General features: G+C 58.1%; 12 protein-coding genes. 5 read left to right on the top strand and 7 right to left on the bottom strand.

Annotation, left to right across the window (positions count from 1 at the left end):
* Positions 1 to 10 precede the first annotated feature (10 nt).
* From DMO26_RS02570 to repA, 5 genes are all read right to left on the bottom strand, one after another.
* Complete coding sequence (locus DMO26_RS02570) at positions 11 to 1,585, bottom strand: phage tail sheath family protein (RefSeq protein ID WP_117190435.1); 1,575 nt, start codon at positions 1,583 to 1,585, stop codon at positions 11 to 13.
* Positions 1,586 to 1,640: 55 nt separating this feature from the next.
* Positions 1,641 to 2,018: a hypothetical protein gene (locus tag DMO26_RS02575; RefSeq protein WP_162894669.1), complete on the bottom strand. Its 378-nt coding sequence runs from the start codon at positions 2,016 to 2,018 to the stop codon at positions 1,641 to 1,643.
* 434 nt (positions 2,019 to 2,452) lie between these two features.
* Positions 2,453 to 3,745, bottom strand: coding sequence for a plasmid replication protein RepC (gene repC / locus DMO26_RS02580; protein WP_117190437.1), 1,293 nt, complete (start codon positions 3,743 to 3,745; stop codon positions 2,453 to 2,455).
* Positions 3,746 to 3,897: 152 nt separating this feature from the next.
* The gene (gene repB / locus DMO26_RS02585) at positions 3,898 to 4,902 is read right to left on the bottom strand and encodes a plasmid partitioning protein RepB (protein ID WP_117190438.1); all 1,005 of its coding nucleotides are present in this window, start codon (positions 4,900 to 4,902) and stop codon (positions 3,898 to 3,900) included.
* Positions 4,899 to 6,077, bottom strand: coding sequence for a plasmid partitioning protein RepA (repA, locus tag DMO26_RS02590; RefSeq protein WP_117190439.1), 1,179 nt, complete (start codon positions 6,075 to 6,077; stop codon positions 4,899 to 4,901). Before repA ends, repB begins: the two co-directional genes overlap by 4 nt.
* A 2,005-nt stretch (positions 6,078 to 8,082) precedes the next feature.
* On the opposite strand from repA, the gene DMO26_RS02605 reads away from it, so the two are divergent.
* On the top strand, positions 8,083 to 9,252 hold the full coding sequence (locus DMO26_RS02605; RefSeq protein WP_117190442.1) for an RHE_PE00001 family protein: 1,170 nt from the start codon (positions 8,083 to 8,085) through the stop codon (positions 9,250 to 9,252).
* Between the two features lie 355 nt (positions 9,253 to 9,607).
* Here DMO26_RS02605 and DMO26_RS34295 read toward each other — a convergent pair whose 3' ends face one another.
* Together DMO26_RS34295 and DMO26_RS02615 are read right to left on the bottom strand one after the other, a co-directional pair.
* On the bottom strand, positions 9,608 to 10,141 hold the full coding sequence (locus tag DMO26_RS34295; RefSeq protein ID WP_226951158.1) for a hypothetical protein: 534 nt from the start codon (positions 10,139 to 10,141) through the stop codon (positions 9,608 to 9,610).
* Positions 10,083 to 10,841, bottom strand: a complete 759-nt coding sequence (locus DMO26_RS02615; RefSeq protein WP_117190443.1) for a helix-turn-helix transcriptional regulator — start codon at positions 10,839 to 10,841, stop codon at positions 10,083 to 10,085. The genes DMO26_RS34295 and DMO26_RS02615 overlap by 59 nt, the downstream gene beginning before the upstream one ends.
* Before the next feature lie 698 nt (positions 10,842 to 11,539).
* Here DMO26_RS02615 and DMO26_RS02620 point away from each other — a divergent pair.
* The 4 genes from DMO26_RS02620 to DMO26_RS02635 all read left to right on the top strand — a co-directional run bounded on the left by DMO26_RS02620 (position 11,540) and on the right by DMO26_RS02635 (position 18,952).
* Positions 11,540 to 13,225, top strand: a complete 1,686-nt coding sequence (locus tag DMO26_RS02620) for a hypothetical protein (RefSeq protein WP_117190444.1) — start codon at positions 11,540 to 11,542, stop codon at positions 13,223 to 13,225.
* A gap of 125 nt (positions 13,226 to 13,350) precedes the next feature.
* On the top strand, positions 13,351 to 15,414 hold the full coding sequence (locus DMO26_RS02625; protein ID WP_117190445.1) for a hypothetical protein: 2,064 nt from the start codon (positions 13,351 to 13,353) through the stop codon (positions 15,412 to 15,414).
* Positions 15,415 to 15,536: 122 nt separating this feature from the next.
* Positions 15,537 to 17,603 (top strand): type I secretion system permease/ATPase, encoded by a 2,067-nt coding sequence (locus DMO26_RS02630; protein WP_404947003.1) that lies wholly within the window; start codon positions 15,537 to 15,539, stop codon positions 17,601 to 17,603.
* A gap of 8 nt (positions 17,604 to 17,611) precedes the next feature.
* Entirely contained in the window at positions 17,612 to 18,952 is a 1,341-nt protein-coding gene (locus tag DMO26_RS02635; RefSeq protein WP_117190447.1) for an HlyD family type I secretion periplasmic adaptor subunit, read from the top strand.
* The last annotated feature ends 122 nt before the right edge of the window (positions 18,953 to 19,074 follow it).

Below are 19,074 nucleotides of genomic sequence, written 5' to 3' on the forward strand. Positions count from 1 at the left end.
CGATCCCCCTTCAGGTGTTGCGGATCTGCTGGATGGTGATGATGACGAATTCGGCCGGCTGGAGCGGCGCAAACCCGACGACGACATTCACGATACCGCGGTTGATGTCGTCCTGCGTCGTCGTCTCCGAGTCGCATTTGACGAAATACGCTTCGCGCGGGCTCGATCCTTGGAATGCTCCCTGCCGGAAGAGACGCTGCATGAAGGCACCGACATTCAGCCTGAGCTGCGCCCAGAGCGGCTCGTCATTAGGCATGAAGACCGCCCATTGCGTGCCGCGGTAAAGGCTCTCCTCGATGAAGAGGGCGAGGCGGCGGACGGGGATATATTTGTAATCGTCCGAAAGTGCGTCTCCGCCTCTCAGCGTCCGGGAACCCCAGACGACCCGCCCGACATTTGGGAAGCTGCGCAGGCAGTTCACGCCGATCGGATTGAGGAGGCCGTTCTCATCGTCGGTCAGCTTGACGGTCAGTTCCTCGGTTCCCGACATCGATGCCTCGATGCCTGCCGGCGCCTTCCAGACGCCGCGATTGTTATCGACACGAGCCATGACGCCCGCGATCACCCCGGAGGGGACGAAGGTGTCCATCTGTCCGTCTCGCAACGGATCGCGCTTGCGGATGCGCGGGAAAAACAGGGCCGCATGCGACGCGTTGGTAAGCGAGATGATCGGGCTGTTGATCTGCGCCGTCTGAACGGTCTGTGCCGCCGTATCGGGGTTGGCGTCCCAAGCGGCCGGCGGATCGACAAGAAGAAAGGCTCGCCGGCGAGCGCAAAATGCCGCCGCCTTCTCCCAGATTGCCTTGTCCGTCGTGCCGTTGCGCGTCTGGGGCGGAATGACCAGCAGATTGAATATGTCGGTTTTCAGCAGTGCATAGATGCCGGTCTTCTTGTCCTCCTCGCCGATCACATCCGTATTGCCCAGCGCCTGCCCGTCGTTACCGCCCGCACCTTCGTCTTCGGCGGCGTCGGCCGGGCGGGCGCCGGGGAGCACTGCATTGCCGTTGGCGTCGAGCTTCACCCGCGCGAGGTTGGATTCCGCCGCAAGCACCCTATCGACACGGCGCGCGCCCGCATTCGCGTGTACGGAGACGTTACGGAAGACCTCGCGCATATCCGTTCCCCGATCCGTTACCGCAAGATCAAAGAGATCGGCGGCCGTGATTCCGTAACGAGCTGCAACATCGGTCGCAGCACTCGCATCGGTCGGGTAGGAGATCACCGCCTTCAGTTTGTTGCCCCAGTCGCCGGGGCTCGCCGCCGTCAACTCCAGATTTCCAGCCGTGAGTTTGGCAACGCCATCGTCGCCCACGCCGTTGGCCTTGAAGAGGCGCACAATCACCGCCTGACCGCCGCCGTTGGCGAAGAAGTCGTCCACACTGTAGGAGAGCGGGCCATCGACCCAGAGCCCGCCAAAGCGGCGGCCGAAATCGCCGAACTTGAAGCAGATATTCGGCTCGTTCACGGGACCACGCTTCGTGCGGCCGACAAACGCTGTCACGGAGGTCGCAACACCTGCAATGGTTCTCACATTGCTTGGCGCCTCGACGACATAGACGCCAGGATAGTTCGGCTGGACAGGCATGCTACCTCCCCTCGATATGACGTGGACTGAGGAAGACGGCGCGTACGGCGCGTCGTCAGCTGAGTGTGCTGGCTATGAGGATTTCGACGCTGGCTGCATCTGCGGCGTGCTCGTTCTTGACCGTCAGGGTCTCAAATGAGGGGCCGAGCAGAGCGACCCCTCCTCTGAATAGGAGGACTGGACCGGTCAGAGCGATTTCGGCAGCGCCCGTGCCGGACGCTTTCACCTTGAGTTTGCCATCATAGATCGACGACTTTATGCCAAGGAATTCCACCTTTGATATGTCTTCAAGCTGAAGATCCAATGCCTTGCTGCCACCTGCATCGATGGAAACCGACACCGTCGTGACCGCTTCGCAATCCACCGAACCGGATTGGACAAGGCTTCCGCCCGCGGCACCCGCATTGACTGACCACGAAATCTTCTCAGACACAGCATCCCCCAATCGCCCCATGTGGCGCTGTTCAGAACTGTAGGCTAGAATAAATTTCACATCGTATGGTTGTTTATAATAAATTAATAAACATAAAGATGTATCTGTTGTCTAGATGGAATTTTGCAGCTCTTGCGCTCTCTGGCGAAATAGCTAACCAGCCGTTGATGCCGAGCGTGATTTGCCGTCTATGCACTACCCTTCTCTATCGCCGGTGGCGATCGGCGGCACGATCTGGAACACACGGGCCGTATCCAATAATCTTCGGATGCCATTCCTGATGCTACGGAGGTTCGATCCACCTGAATGCACGATAGCCTGCAAATTCATTTCCAGGCGCCACGGAATGATATCACCGGCACAAGCCACAACCGGGTTAACTGCTGAGCTTTGGCAAAACGGCGCAGTTGGCGAGTTCGGCGATCTGGGCGGGGCTAGCCCGTATGGCGCAAGAGCGGATTATTCCGCCGCATGAGCGCCATCAACATTGGGCCGACAGCAAACTTGCCGCGATCCGCCCGGCGCGTCAGGTCTCGCAGGTAGCCGCCTGCCGAGCTGATATGCCCTCCCCTTTCGAGGATGCAGGCGATGACGGTTGCCGCATTTTCCGGTCCCATAACCGAACACGCTTCCTCATAGGCCGAAGGACTGACTTCCAACATCGAGCGGACGACGATGGCGGCTGACATAAGGTCTCGCCAGTTGTTGATGACGCCTCCCGGACCATAATCGGTGATTTGCGGGCAGGCCTGCAAAACGGCGCCGAGCGGAAACGGTCTGGTTACGTCAGCCAGCGCTGATCGAGCAATCGGCTGGCAGCTGGTGTCGTTTGGTGTCCCTGATGCTGGTCGAGATGAAGCCCGTTCGGCTTTCAGGTCCGTTGCTTGCGCCGGAGCTGCCTGCCGACGTGCCTCGAAGCACGGTTCAAGTTCAGATGTGGAATTGGTTTGTGAATCCTGTTTGTGGCGCTCAATTTGAGATTCATTGGCGTCTATTTTTTGCACTTTTCTGTGGATTTCCAATTGATTAATGATTTGATCCTTGATCAGGTGAAAGGTTTTCAAAACTGAATTGAGAGATTCAGTCGTAGCCGTGCGCGGGACACGTTGAGAAAGTTCGCGGAACTCTGCAAGAACTGCATCCCAGTGGCCAGGAATCGATTCATCGAGCGCCATGGAAATGAGTTTCACGATGTCCCGACGGCAGATGCTGATCTGCTCCTTTGTTACTCGGAGCAGTTCGCGATTCATTGCGGCTGCGGCGGCTGAACGTTCGATCTCTTGCGCCCGGGCGAGCAAAGGCGCGAGGCTGAAGCCAAAGGCCTCGCTGATCTTTCCTTCCCTTCCGCGCCGAGCATAGCGTTTGCCATTGGGACTGTCCTTGCGAGTGATCAAACCCGCCTCGACCAGCACAGCCAGATGCCTTCGCAAGGTGGCTGGTGTCATCCCTCGGGCACGCAATGAAAGTTGCTGATTGGATGGAAAGACGACGAGCCCTCGTTCTTCAGACAATGTATCGTCCGGATAGAACGTCAAGAGGGCATCGAGAACGCTCAATGCCCGATCGGTAACGCCGAGCGCTTTGCGGGCTTCGCAGACCGACCTGAACAATTTCCATTTGTTTCGCGTGGCTCCGGTCGCAATCGTGTCTGCTTGATGCTGACTTTTCAACATGCCAAATGACATCGGCCGCCGCCCGAAGGGCGTCGTCACATATCCACTCTCCATTTCCTTCACCTTTCTTGAGGCAAAAGAAATCCGCTCACCAAAACGGTGCCAAAGACTCTTGACTGTGATTCGTGGAAATGCGATTCTCTAGGTGCGAACTATGAGAGAGGCTTCCACGACGGCAACGTTGTTGGGGGCCTTTTTCTTTTACGTCAGTTTCCCTTCCTGGATTTCGAAATTTCCTTCATGTACTCGTCGTGCAACGCTTCGATCCGACCGCTCAGAAACCGCACGAAATCGGGTTGAACGGCTTTGCTGAAGGTCATGCGTGCGCCGGATTTCGACGTTTTAACGGTCGCAACAACAAGTCCTCTTGCGGTCACTTCGTAGATCCCGTCGCGATCCTCGGCCGAATCCTGAACTGGCTGGGCGAGTGCGTTCAGTGCCACCGAAAACCGGTCGACTTCGGCCCCGCGCTCGACGAAGTTCAGGGCGTCCGTGACCCGTTCCTGCGGGTTGGCGGCGGAATTCCACTTTTCAACGAATTCGAGCCATCGCCTTCTGCCAATCTCGCGGGCCGGACCAATCAGGAGGAGCACAGGGTGCGGGATGGCCGTGGCAATCCCCAGCATTTCAGAAATATGCGATTTTCCCGTAGACAGGGACGCGGACATCACATCACGGCGGTAACCCGCCTGTTCAAGAGACAGGGCGAAAGCGCATTTTTCGATGAAAGACAAGTCGTTGCGATTGGTGTTTTCTTCACCTTGAAAGACGACCGCCTGTTCATCCGTTAGATCCCGTACGATCGCGCGGAACTTGATGCCGAGCGCCTTGGCAGCTGCCAGACGGCGACGTCCAAACACGATCTGATACGGAGCATTTCCACTGGCGACGGGGCGGACAAGACCGGGCACGATCTGGCCGCGTTCGCGCATGGAGGTTATAAGCTCCTCCACTGCGGAACTCTCATAAGCGCCATTGAAACGATCTGCGATTGCGGAGGGCGCAATCGCGCTGGGATCAAGCTCGAGGATGTGGTCGCCGTCCTTGAGGATTTTGTCTAAAGCTTCACCACGTTCCTGAATTTGCCGTACACCCGCGGCGACTTTCAGAAGATGCGGCGATGAAGTCTTGGTCACGGGTGCCGGAGCAGGCGTCTGGTCGATCTGGCCCAGGACATTGGCGAACAGCCCTTTGGAATCTTTTCGGCTCATTCACGCCCCCATGCTGCCCAAAGCAGCTTTTCGATCTCCTGGTTTGCAGCGTTGATCGATTCCATCGCCCGATCATAGGTTTTGGGCGCCGAAAAACGAGATCGCTGCACCTCATAAAGGCTCTGCTTCCAGGTCAGTGCGTCCGCGACAGCCGCGGACTTGTTGACCATGTTGAGGAGCAGATGGTCACCGAAGACCTGACGCATCAATGCGGTCATATTGGCTTGCGGATGATCGTTTGGCTCGAATTTGGTGACGAGAAACTTGGCAAAATCCCATTCGGCCGAGGCACCCATCTCACTCAGGATCGCCATATAGCTCGATGCGAGTTCGAGGAATTTCCCGGTGGAATCTACGTCGAGCATATGCGCAGGAACGGGAATGATAACCCCTGTCGCCGCGGTCAGAGAAGAAAGCGTGAGGAAGTTCAGGGACGGCGCAGAATCCATCAGAATAACGTCGTAGTCGTCGACGACTTGTTCGAGCGCCTGCGATACGCGCAAGAGGAAGCTGGTCCCGCCACCCTGGCGCATTTCGAGCGCTACGGCAGTTTCGAATTCCGTTAGGTCGAGACCAGCGCAAATGACATCAAATCCGGCGATATGAGTCTTGTGGATCAGCTGGGGAGTGGGCAGGGGATTGTCGAACCGGATGGCTGCATAGAGGGTGTCGCCTTCCCGCGCATCGAAATCCGGAAGCGACCCGTGGAGGGCCGTCAGGGAAGCCTGCGGATCGAGGTCGACCGCGAGCACACGATAGCCCTTCATCGCAAGATAATGGCCAAGATGTATCGTGGTGGACGTCTTGCTCGATCCACCTTTGAAATTGGTGACCGCAATGATCTGGCAGTCCTCGCCTTCCACCCTGCGAGGGTTCATCCACTTCTTGCGCCCTTTTTCGGCAAGCATCATGCGCAGTTCGAGAAGTTGCTCCAGCGTATAGGTCCGCCGTCCGTTTTGCGTGACGTCCGGTTGCGGACCCTTGTCCTTGGCGACGATCTGCCGGATATAGGCCTCGGAGACATCGAGCAGCGAGGCCACTTCCGTCGAAGACAGGCGACGCATCTCTCGGCGCGCATCCGGCGGATATTGTGCGATGCTGAGGTTTTGCAGGGCGATCTCCAACTTGGTGGAGAAGTTCTGCATAAATTCCAGGCTGCTCAGGTGGCGGGTCACGATTCTGCCCTCGGTTTGTCTTGCATAATCATAAGCGCCAGCATGGTTACCAATTTATTAAGGGGCGTGATGTTTCGCAAAAACGCGATAATTCGGCTTTTTTGCGTAGATTAAACTAGTCCGATTCGGCTTCGGGCGCAAAGCAGCACCCTGGAGGTGCATTTTTCCCATGTAGATGATGCCTCGATATGGGGTTCCGGGCCGTTTTGGAGGAGCAGTGGCAGTGTAAATGCGGCAGACGGATTCTCGAATTCAGCCACGGCGAGGACGAAGCCTCTGACGCTCTTGAAGTTAGTGGGGGAAGATCGAGAGATCGCCGTCTCCGGCTCAGGTTCGTACAGCAGATCTCGGTTTTGATCGAGAGAGAAGGAAAGAGCCCCCTCCCCCGGAGCCAATCATGACCGCACGGACGGTTCATCGATCCTGTTCAAATTCTCCATTGAACTCGCCGGCCCGATTATAGGGGCCCGAAAATTAGGCGTTCCCCGCGGGGAACCTGGAATATGAGAACTCGTCCGTCTGGACGAATTCCGAAATCAATTTAGTTCCCCGCGGGGAACTGAGGCCTCTGTGCGTCGCAGGTAAGCTAAGACGACGCTCCGGCCCTCCCCCGCAAGACGAATAGTTGCTCCCGGGTTCGGAAGTCTGGTTGCAGGGATTACCGCGCCTGCTTAACGCTCCCACTGTCTGCTGAGGCGCGGCGATACATAAGAAGCATCACCCTGCGGCCGGTCTTCGCCCAGCTATTTGAGATGCTCCTGGCGAGAGCCTGGCGCCACCACCCTCTCTGCAATGATCCAAAATGCTCTGCGTCTCGTGGCGAAAGGTCGTTGAGGTTGCTGCTCTGGGAGGCGTGCTTCAGGGGATCAAACGCCAATCCGTCGCGCCCTGATCCTGCGAGACATACCATAGTCTCTCCCGCGTCGGTCAAATCCTCTGTCCGCAGATTGGCGATCACAGAACGCCGTTGGCTGCCGGAGGCAAAGGCGTTCATCCATATGGCCGGTTCCCGACGATGCGACTGCCGCGGGTCAGCAATTTTGTCGAGGACATCGTTTGTTATCGCCCTCCTGCTTTTCCTCTGTCCCGATCGGGCGCTAGCATGAGCGGCCAGGCGCAATGCGCCGCGCTCTTCAGAGAAGGATTGCCGAAGGCCACCGTCAGTCCCTGATACTTGGTGAGGATCGACCAACTCGTCAGGCCGCGGCCCCCGAGTATTGGGTGCATGCGCTCCGTTGATGCGCAACAGGTCCCGAAGTTGCAAGTCTTGCCCCGTCGACGGGCATGATGCGAGTTTCGTCCTCTTAGCGTCGGACCGGATCGTAAAGATGATGCGCCACGAGCTTCAAAGGCGGCGCTTGGGGACGGTCGGGGAAGGGGAGTGCCGGTCGCCACAGCGACTAGGATTCGAGATGCCCGAGATCGGATACAAGCGCCCGCATCTTGTTGTCGCCCATGCCCGGCTGCGTGAGATGCTTGAGCTCAGCCACTTTCCCGTCGGTCAGAATGGCAGCCATCTGGTCTCGATGGTCGAACGGCATCGAAGGCGTCCAATTCCTCGCGCGTCCCAGCTTCAGTGCGGCAGGAACATCGGTTTCGGAGCCGAATGGCGTCTTGTACCCGTCCTTCCGATGCGATTGTACTGAGGGGAATTGGCGGCTCTATCGGCATGCCGGCGACGAGGTGAAGCTCCGATGACGCGTTATCCGTAAGCCTGTTGAGAGGCGCTTATTCACATGCGCATTCAGCGTCGCGGAATGACGCGGACGGCTTTGCGTGAGACGAAGTGATTTTCAGTCTCGGACGTTCCCGATATTGCCATTGGCTGTCAGGAGGTCTACGCTGATTTTGAAATATGTATGGGAAGGACAGGTTGAAGAGAGCAGGCTTCACTGCGATATCTGTTGCTCGTTGATTTGGCATATCTCGCTGAAGCTGAATTCTTCAGTAGCGGACGATAACTATAAGATAGCGTCCGTTTAGTGAATCATTTACCATAACTTCAATGCGTTATGACTTGGCGAAATTGCCCATACATTCCCTCCTGCGGTCGATCTCGGAGGCCGGCTCTGCCTTGGCACGCCTCGATGAGCGGATCGCTCGTTCGTCAGTCGGAGAGGGCTGGATCGAAAGGGCACATTTTGCCGACGCCTGCGCCTCGATGTGGGTTGATGGGGAACTCGTCCATCTCGAAGATCTCGTTCTCCACGACGCCGGCCACGATATCCGCACTCCGACCCACGAACTGACCATTGCTCGTGACGTGCTAAGGTCACGTCGGCGGATCGCCGCACAGCCATCGGAATGGCCGCTCAGCAGCGACGGCCTGCGCAGCCTGCGCCGTCAGGCTGACCTGGACGCACGCGACGGGGGCGCAGGGATTGTCGCTGGGGATTTGCCGTTGGACGCCGATAGACAGGATGGTGCGTTTCCGGAGCCAGTGGAGGCTGTCGGGACCGGGGAGGAAGATGATCGTCCGGCAGAAGAGCAGTTCGATCCTTTCTCCGCCGAACTGGCGGCGATCGATGCAGTGCTTGCTCGTTCGCAGGCGGCTTTAAGAAATGCAGCGACATCAGGCCAGCGCGCCGGACGAGAGAAGGATCCGCTTGTCTACGATCTCGACTGGGATGAGGATATGCGGCTAGATGGATGGCGTGTCGTTCTGGGGGAGGTGGAGGGTCTGCCGCCCGTGCTGCAGGCGATCATCGCGCTCGACGCCTGGAATAGTCTTCAAGTCCTGCAGCACGCGCCTTGGCTTGGCCGGTTGCTGTCGGCGTCGATTCTGCGGCACGCGGGCCTGACCACGTCTTCTCATCTCGCCACGATCAGTCTCGGCCTGAAATCCATTCCCGTCGATCGCCGCCGGCATCGCGAGCGCGACATCCGCCTTTCATCGCTAATTCAGGGCATGATCGCGATCGCCGAACTCGGCCTCAAGGAGCATGACCGGCTGGCGCTCGCCAAGCAGATGATGCAGCGAAAGCTCATTGGTCGTCGCACCTCCTCGATGTTGCCGGCACTGATCGATCTCGTCGTCGCCCGTCCGCTCGTCTCCGCGGGCATGATCGCCGATACCCTCGACGTCACGCCCCGGGCGGCGTTGCGGATCGTCGACGAACTCGGCTTGCGCGAGATGACGGGGAGGGGGAGATTTCGAGCGTGGGGAGTCCTGTGAAGCCAGGTGGTTGAACTAAAGCGCTGCACACTTTGCGCGACATACTTTAGCTCGGCATTTTCACCGCTCTGCCAGTCGATGCGCTCGATGTCTCGGGCTTCCCGCCGCCGCGATGATATCGATGCCGTGACTGTCGAACTTGCCTAGGCCGAAGATCTAACCTGAATTGTCGAATACCATCCAGTAGGTCTGATGCGTTATTGATGGCAACGGCCTGTTGAGGCTTGAGCGGAAACGGGCAAATCTTGTCGCTTTCGCCGGTCTGTCTGCGGTACGGCGGGGCTCGCGCCCTGGCGGATCGGCGCGAGCCCGCAGGCAACGCAAGGGCGCTGGGTTCCGCCGAGGCTCATTCAATCTATCTCGGAAAGTCATATCGATCCGTGATGTCCCAGAAAGTGTGGTTAATCTTTACGAGCGAATCGATGCTTTTCCGTATTCGATTGATCTCCGCGCCATCGAGTTCCTCGATCTTTCCATATTTTATTTCGTCTCTGCTTTCGAAAAGACGCATCGACTGGGTGAGGCCGCGGCCGCTGTCCGGGTCGAAAGAGTAAATGCAATGGTTGTATTTATTGCGAAGCTTCGCTTCGTCAGAAAGCCTTCTGGTGGCGTCCAGAATATCATGACGGGAGGCGACGGATGTCTTTTGCATCTTGGCGAGCCGCTCAACGAGGTCGATGCGAGCCCTGGTCGTATTCAAGGTCAGGAAAATGACGATCGCCGTTTCCTTATCCACCTTGGCGAGACCGGCGATCATATGGATCAACAGGCTTTCGGTATTCGTCCAAGTGTAATTCAGTTGCCCGATCAGGAGCAGGATGGCGCGAAGCTTAGTATTCGTCGCCTGTGAGCGGGCTGTCGTCTTGATGACTGTTCGGATCGTGTGCATGACCAGAGCTATCCTTGCGCCTCTGCTCGAAATAAAGAGCGACGACCTCTGTCCTATTGTGGACGCCGAGCTTGGTGATGATGTTGTGGATATGGATTTTCACCGTATGCTCGGACAAGCCCAATGCTGCGGCGATGATCTTGTTTTGATTGCCCATGGCAACGCGAGCGAGGATTTCATTTTCCCGTTTCGTTAACGTTTCGATGGTTCTTGACCGAGTCTCGCTGGTGGCCGGCGACAGCTGGCGGCTTTCGCGCTGTTCGTCGTCCCTCTTCCCGGTTAAGGCGTCACGCGAGCGATAGCTGTTTGGCGGAAAATACCTTCCGCCTTTGAGAATTATCCGAAGTGCAGACAGGAAAACATCGAGGTTGACGTTGAAGGGAATGATTCCTTGAATTTTGTCGAAATCCTGCGCCCGCCGTTGATGTGCGGCGGCTTCGCTATCGTCGTTGCAGATCAATGCCAGTGTAGCTTCGCCATGCAGGGACGAGAATTCCATCCAATGCGCGCTCAGCACCGGAGCGAAGGCCGCGTCCGCCAGCACGAGCTGTACCGGATTGTCGAATTCGACCAGGGCCAGGCGAAGGTCGTGAACTGCCGTGACCGAGAGCCATGGAAATTCGCTTTCGATGGCGGCGGTCATCGCGATTGATATTGTCCCGGGGGAGCAGATGAAGAGCAGCGTCTTGATGGCATTCATTCTCTTCCAGGCGTAGGCTGCAAAATCCACACCGGTCCGTTGTGCGTTGCTATGTGGAACTTGCACGACCAGCCCCTCCCTCTATTGAAACCAATCGAACTTTCCTGTCCCCATGTCCTGTCCCGAACCGTAAACCAAGTCCGAAACGCTGAGAATAGATCAGACGAATTAGGAATTAGCTCGAATTGGTAGTGATTTGGTCTTGTGGGGCTCGCCAAAGCCAGAACAAATCGCGATTTTTGGTGGTCATTTGATCTTCGAAAATAAAACTCTGCACCCCTAAGTGTAAGATGGCTAATCTTGGCCTACCTCTTCTTATTTATATTCATACCCAGATTGAATTACGCATTTTCTGCCATAAGCATCGGGCGCTAGCTCGAAATGTTACCTTATCTCTTCCGGCCACTTGGGACACAGTGACGACCATTCCGACGCACTAGGCGCGGCGCGCAAAAATCAGCACATGGAAATCGTGGTGCTTTGTAACGAGTTCGGCACCTCGGCAGCGTCCGCTCCAGTTCCTCGGGAGAAACATGGGAGGAACTCAACAATCAGACATTGCGAGCAATTACCGGCGAACGGTCGCGTTGATGCGTGGCCGTCGCAATAGGAACTTCTGACTTCAATCAGCGACAAGCGGCGACCTCCACAGAAGATGAAGGGCGGTCCCGGCGTCGCGATCACAAGAGGATACTGTGATGGTAGACAGACGCAATCCGTTCGACACCTTGTTCGACGATGACGACAGCCAGGAACAACAGCAGCAGCAACAGGAGCAACAACAGCAACAGCAGCAGCAATCCTCCGACCAGAGCCAGGATCAGAGCAGCGAGTCGACCAATCTCAACGGGAATGGCAACGGCAACCTCAATCTGAGCGGCAACGGCAACCTGAACCTCAACGGTAACGGTAATGCCAACCTGAACGGCAACTTCAATGAAAATGTCAGCGCCACGACGGTCGACGTAGCCGTCGAAGTCGGCATGGATCTTGAAGGCTATATGCCTGAGGACAACGACTTTGCCGATGTCGATATGGATGACAGTTCCATCGACGGCATGTTCAACATCCGCATGGACGACATCCTGAACGGCGCACTGACGGGCGACGGAAACAACGTTGCGAACGTGCTTTCGCAGGTCGCCAATATCCAGGATAACGACAAGCTCGATAGTGCCGAAGTCAGTAATGACGGCGACTTCGATATCGATGCCGACCCTGAAGGTGGGGTTGCGTTTGCGTCCGATGGGATATCGGCCGGTGGCCACGGCGGCAGCGGCGGCAGCAATGCCGATGCAGACGGCGGTGACGGCGGCGATGGCGGTGGCGCCATCGGCGGCGCTGCTCTCGGAGGCATCGGCCTTGGTGGGCTCGCAGCGAGCATTGCGGCGGGCGGTGAAGGCGACGGCGGCGATTCCGATGGCGGCGACGGCGACAGCGGCGATGCCGACACCGGCAGTGCCGATGGCGGCAATGGCAACGGCGGACGTGGCGGCAGCGGCGGCGACGGCCTTGGTCTCGGCCTCGGCTTGGGGCTTGGACTTGGCGCGGGTCTCGCGTTTGCCGGCAATGGCGATGAGGGCGGCAACAGCAACGGCGGCGACGGCGGCGACGGCGGGGAAGCCGGTGATTCCGAAGGCGGCGAAGCAAGCGATGCCGGCGATGGTGGGAATTCGGCCGGCGGCGATGTCGCGTCCCTCATGGGCAGTCTCGGCCTGATCAACCCGATGTTCAACGACGGTGACGGCGGCAATGCCGGTACCGCCGGCAGCGGGGGCGCCAACAACGCCGGTGACGCCGGCGATCCGACTGGTGGTGCAGGTGGTGCCGGCGGCGCGGCTTCCGGTGGTGGTGCCGGTGGTGCCGGCGGGGATGCCCTCGGTGCTGGTCTGGGCGCCGGCTTCGGCCAGGGTGCTGGCAGCGGTACCGGCGGTGACGGTGCGGCAGGCGGTGCAGGCACAGGCGGAGCAGCCACGAGCGGCGATGCCACGAGCGGCGATGCAACAGGCGGCGACGCCTGGGCGGAAGGCGGAGCTGGCGGCGCAGCACTCAGCGGCGCATGGGCCGACGGCATCGGCGGCGAAGCCTTCGGTGGCTGGGCAATCGGTGGCGCCGGAGCAGCCGGCGGTGCCGGCGGGATCGCTGCGACCGGATACGGTGGGGAAGGCGGCGACGGCGGCACATGGGGTTCGAACAACGGCGACGACGGTTACGTCACCGGGACGAGCCATGCTTCGGCCGATGCCTTTGTCGAGACCAGTGCGTTCAACCAGGAAATCGTCATGGGCGCAAACCTGCAGCAGAATGCAATCGACATGACCATCGTCGGCGGCGACCTGACCAGCACGTCGGTAGGCGAAGATACGAGCGACGGCACCTCCTGAGCGCCGTGATCCTTCTCCGCTCAATCCAGCGATAACGAAACGACACACGAGACGGACTGCGCAGCCTCTGCGCAGTCCACCAATTCTGAAATGGCCAGCAGGCATATAGATGAGGGGTCCGTGTCATGACGACCATGGACAAGGTAACCGAGGAGATTGCCCATTTCATCGGGCTATTCCATACAACGGTCGAAGAAACGCGGCTGAGGGATGCCTATACGGATTTCTTCTATTACGCTGCCAAGGAACATATCGTCGCGACCCCTTTTGTTCCCTCGACGTTTCATGCGCCCTACGAATTCGTCGGATTTGATCCCGACGTGCCATACAAGGCGCCGGTCTATACGACACCCCTCTGGCATCCATCCTTTTCAGGGCATTACAGCCATCCGCCGATCCCCGTCGTCGAGAGCGAATTCGTATTTGTCTCCATCGAACTTCCCGAGGACACTCTCCCCGGATTTCGCTCTGGGCACTCTTTCGCCGTCAAGCACATGGAGCCGCCCGGATCGGTGGCGAACTACATCGTCCAAGCGGCGTCGCTTTCCGACGACGATCAGTTCAACGTCGGCGGAAGCAAGCTCATATTCAATCCCAAGCCGATCGACGATGCCGATATTCTGGAGACCGCCGAAGAGGCGCTTGCTCGGCCCCCAATCGGCAAGCCCGAAATACCGGGCTCCAGCGCGGAAATCATCGACGTCATCAACACCGTCATATCTCAGCTGGAAACCCTGACCGTCGCACCCCTGGACACGACCGCCAAAACCTTCGCGCATCAAGCCAAGGTCGTCGAGGGCACTTATGTCAACGGGGAGAGCGCCGCGGAGGCGCCTGTCCTGAAAGACTATTTCTCATTCCAAGATGAGGAGGATGTTGCCGAGGATGGTTCCGCCGCGGATGCCAAGGCCGAGGATCCGGAAGACGATGCTGCAGGTGATGAGGACGACGGACCATCGACAAACGCCGTCGTCATGCCCGATGGTTCTATAGCCGTCGAGAATTCAGTTGACCTCGTTGCCGGCAGCAACACCGCCGTCAACGAAGCCGTGGTGAAGAACGTCTGGGTAGGAGCGAAAGTAACCGCCGTCGTCGGTGATCATGTGGAGGTCAACGCTATTGTCCAGACGAACGTCATTCAGGACAACGACAGCATTGCTTCCGCGGTGAGCGGATGGACAAGCGACGACGGGCCGGACGAAGTCTTCAACATCGCGGGTTTCCAACGGGCGGATCCCCTGGCGGATAGTCCGGATGCGCATTCCGCACATGGCGGCTTTCCCTCGGCTTGGGCAATCGCGGAAATCCATGGCGACTTGATGATCACAAGCTGGCTCGAGCAATACGTGTTCATGTCGGATAACGACATCGGCATTCTATCATCTTCCGGGGCAACCACGCAGGTCATCGCAGGCGACAATGCAAGCATCAACCATACGTCGATCCTCGAACTCGCGATGCAATACGATCTCATCATCGTCGGCGGGTCGATATATGATGCCAGCATCATCCATCAGACGAATGTATTGTTTGACGACGATGTGGTGGGGGCGGTTTCAAATTTCGAGACGAGTGGCACCGGAAGCATTTCCAGCTCCGGCAATCTGCTGTGGAACCAGGCCCTGATCTACAATGTCGGCGGGGCCGCCCGGTTCGAGGCGCTGCCATCCGCCTATCTCGACACCGCGAACGATTTGGCTGCCGGGGGCGATCACCTGTCTGCAGGCGTTCTGGGCGATACCGCTTTCTCCGGCCTTGGTGGATTGCGCGTCCTCTATATCAGCGGCGATCTCCTGAATATCCAGTACATCAGCCAGACGACAATCATGGGAGATAGCGATCAGATCGCGCTTGCCATGAATGCCGTATATCCGGTTGCCGATGCCACATGGTCGGTTTCGACCGGCGGCAACGCACTTATCAACAATGCCGCCATCCTGGATCTCGATTCACTCGGACACACCTATGTAGGGGGCGAGCAATATTCTCAGGAAACGCTCTTTCAGGCGGAGCTGATCTCGCACCAGCCAGAACTGCTCGGACGTGATCCGAACGCATTGGTCAACGAAGCAGTGCTCTTTCTAGACGACGCCATGCTGGAGGATGGAGCGCCGCCGACCGGTATCTACGTGTCAACGGATGATGACGGGCACTATCAAAACGACGGACTGCAACATGTGCTCGGATAATGGGGGGAAGCATGTCGGAGACCCAAAGACGGATCGAGAGGGTTGAAGCCCTCGGTCCAATACACCCGGAAGCAGATCAAGACGATATCTATACAAAGCTGGAGCGCGCCGTGGAAGAATGCTTGAAGCTGACGACCGACGACGCTCCGACACCCGTAAGAATACCCCGGCTGGACCTGCGAAGCTCTTCCCAGACCGCGCCGCGCAATGCTGACAATGCCGAGATCGCGGAAGCCGTGGTTCTGCCGGCCAATGATAGGGTGGTCGAGCCGCAGTTCGATGTTAAGCCCATGCCGGCAGCGCGGGAGGCGACGGAAGCGAAAGCACCCGAAGGCATGATCATCATCGACGGTGACACCGGGCCTTTGCGGTCCGATGCCAAGAGTTTCGGGAAATCAACTTCCGGTCCCGGCGCAGGAGGTGGCTCTGGTTCGGGGTTTGGCGGCGGACCTACCTTTCACAAGCGCCTTCCTGCGGTCGACTTTTCGGAAAGCCTGCAGGCGGGCATCCGAGCGGTGCGGATAAACCTTTCGATCGTGATGCTGTTCACGATTGCCAGCAATATCCTGGTATTGGCGATCCCCGTCTACCTGTTCCAGATATCCGACCGCGTGCTGACGAGCCGCTCGATCGATACCCTCATCATGCTGACGATCGTCATCATCGGCGCGGTCATCCTTCAAGCGGCGTTCGACGCGCTCCGGCGCTTTATCCTGATGCGCACGGCGGTCGAAGTTGCAGCGCAACTGGGGGCGCCGATTCTCAGCGCGGCGGCTCGCGCTTCGCTGCATGGAAACGGCCGGGAATACCAGGTGCTCAGCGACCTTCAGCAGGTCCGATCATTCCTGGTATCGAGAACGCTGCTGTCGTTCCTCGATGCACCGATCGCGCCGCTCTTCGTTGTGGCAGTGTTCCTCATCCATCCTCATCTTGGGATGATCGTGATCCTGACGGCGCTCATGTTGCTCGCCTTCACCCAGATCAACCAGCGCGTGACCGCAGAGCCTTTCGGGGAGGCGAATACCGCTCAGATAAAGGCAAACCTCCATCTGGAAGCCATGTCCCGGAATTCGCAGATCATCAACGCGCTGTCGATGATCCCGGAAACGGTGCAGCTCTGGGGCAGGGATACTGCAACGTCTCTGAAGGCGCAGGTCATCGCCCAGGACCGCAATATTACCATCGCTGCGATCTCCAAGGCGTGCCGGCTTCTGACGCAGATCGGCATGCTGGGCTGGGGTGCCTTCCTGTCCATTGAAGGTGAACTCACCGGTGGGATGGTCATTGCCGCTTCGATCATTGCCGGCCGAGCGCTGGCTCCGATTGAAGGAGCTATCGAGGGCTGGAACCAGTATAGCCAGTCGCGGGCCGCCTACGGCAGGATAACGGCCCTTCTGAAATCATCGCCTTTCAACTTCGAAAGGCTGAATCTCCCAAAACCCGAGGGGCGATTGGATGTCGAACGGTTGCTCTACGTCCCACAAGGGACGAAGCGGGTGGTGCTCAACGGCCTGTCCTTTTCGTTGCAGCCGGGAGACTCTCTCGCGATCATCGGCAATTCCGGTGCGGGGAAGACGACGCTCGGAAAGATGCTCGTCGGGTCGATCATGCCGACGTCCGGAAATGTTCGGCTGGACCTCATGGACCTGCGCAATTGGGATCAGCGGCAGTTCGGTGAGAATATCGGCTATCTGCCGCAGGACGTGCAGCTCTTTCCGGGCACGATAAAAGCCAATATCGGCCGGATGAGGCAAGATGTCGACGATGAGATGATCTATCGCGCGGCGATGCTGGCGGATGTGCATGAAATGATCGCCAGCCTGCCTTACGGCTACGAGACGATGGTTTCGGCGGACGGCTCACCCCTTTCGGGAGGCCAGAAACAGCGCATTGCGCTTGCAAGGGCATTTTTCGGCGAACCCCACATGGTGGTTCTCGACGAACCCAATTCGAACCTCGACAAAGCCGGCGACGCAGCCCTGCTTCGCGCGCTGGAGCATGCCAGGGAAAAGCGGGTCACGGTTGTGACGGTAACGCAGCGGCCGGCACTACTGCATACGGTGGACAAGATATTAGTATTGGCAAACGGCACGATCGCGCTGTTCGGAAAACGAATGGACGTTCTGAAGGCCATCGAGGCCCGGGGCATCGACATCAATGCAGGTTCGTTCGGCCATCAGATAGAATAGGAGAGGGCATGTCCGCGGTTGCGAAAGTCCATGATCTTGAATGGTACTCGGAAGTTCCTCGATCTGTCTGGAAACAGACCGTGATCGGGCTGGTCCTGACGGTCGCTGCTTTTGGTGGTTTTGGGACATGGGCGGCGACGGCGCCACTCGCCGCGGCCGTCATAGCCCAAGGCAGCTTCGTTGCAACTGGCCGCAACAAGATCGTCCAGCATTTCGAAGGGGGCATCATCAGGGAATTGCTGGTAAGCGAAGGCGATCAGGTGGTTGAGAAGCAGCCGCTGGTGCGTCTCGATGAGACGGCGGCGCTTGCTAAAAAAAGGGAGTTCTTCCTCCGTCGCATGAGGCTCGAAGCCACTGCGGCGCGGCTTGCCGCCCAAGCGGATGGTGCGGAAACGGTGGAAATGCCGGAGTATTTCAAGGAATTCAAGGATGACCCGGATATTTCCGCGATCACCCTTACGCAGCAACTCAACTTCAAGGCTCAACGCGTGAAGCTCAAGACGGAGCTGTCCTTGCTGGCGCAGAATATGAAAGCGCTGGAATTTCGCAGCGAAGGTTATGTCCGGCACCGCGAGGCTGTGCTGACCCAGCTCAGCCTTTTGAGGGACGAATACGAGATCAAGCGGAATCTGCTGGCCAGGGGCCTTCTGCGTGCAACCGAGGTCAAGTCGCTGCAACGGGCAATCGCCGATGCCGAGGGCCAGATCGGAAGACTGGGATCGGAAATCGCCGAAACCGGGGCTCAACTGCTGAAAGGCCAGCAGGAAATATCGCAGGCGGAGGAAACCTATCGGGAGGATGCCCTCGATCGTTTGCAATCCATCCAGGGAGAACGTGATGCGGCGCGGGAACAATCCCGCGAAGCAGACGACGTTCTCCGCCGTACCACGATCCTCGCCCCGGTTTCCGGCACAGTGGTCAGAACTTATTACCATACGACGGGAGGAGTGATCGAAAGTGGCAAGGGGATCATGGAGATTCTGCCTGCGGCTGCGCCTCTGATCGTGGAGGCGAAGGTGCCACGCACAGAAATCGATAGCGTAAAGGTCGGCCAGAAGGCCACCGTTCGCTTGACCGCATTAAACCAGCGTACGACCCCCGTCCTGAACGGCGAAGTGTTCTATATCTCTGCTGATGCGTTGGAAGATAGCAAGGCGGGTCCTGCCAATCATGACGTCTACATCGCGCGTGTCCAATTGTCGCCGGAGGAAATGACCCGCGTTCGGGGATTCACGCCGCAGCCCGGCATGCCTGCGGAAATCATGATCCAGACGTCACTGAGGACATTCTTCAGCTACCTGGCAAAACCCGTTGCTGACAGTATGTCGAGAGCATTCTCCGAGCGTTGACGAGCGAGTTTGGCAACGCGAAAGAAGGTCGGCAAAAAAATTAACAATTGTCAAATTCTTCCATTTTGGAAAAGAAGAAGGCTCGACCGTTTTTCCCGTTCGAGCCTTCAGCAGGCTGTTTG

Origin of the sequence: Rhizobium terrae (genome assembly GCF_003425685.1) — a bacterium.
Lineage (GTDB): Bacteria > Pseudomonadota > Alphaproteobacteria > Rhizobiales > Rhizobiaceae > Neorhizobium > Neorhizobium terrae.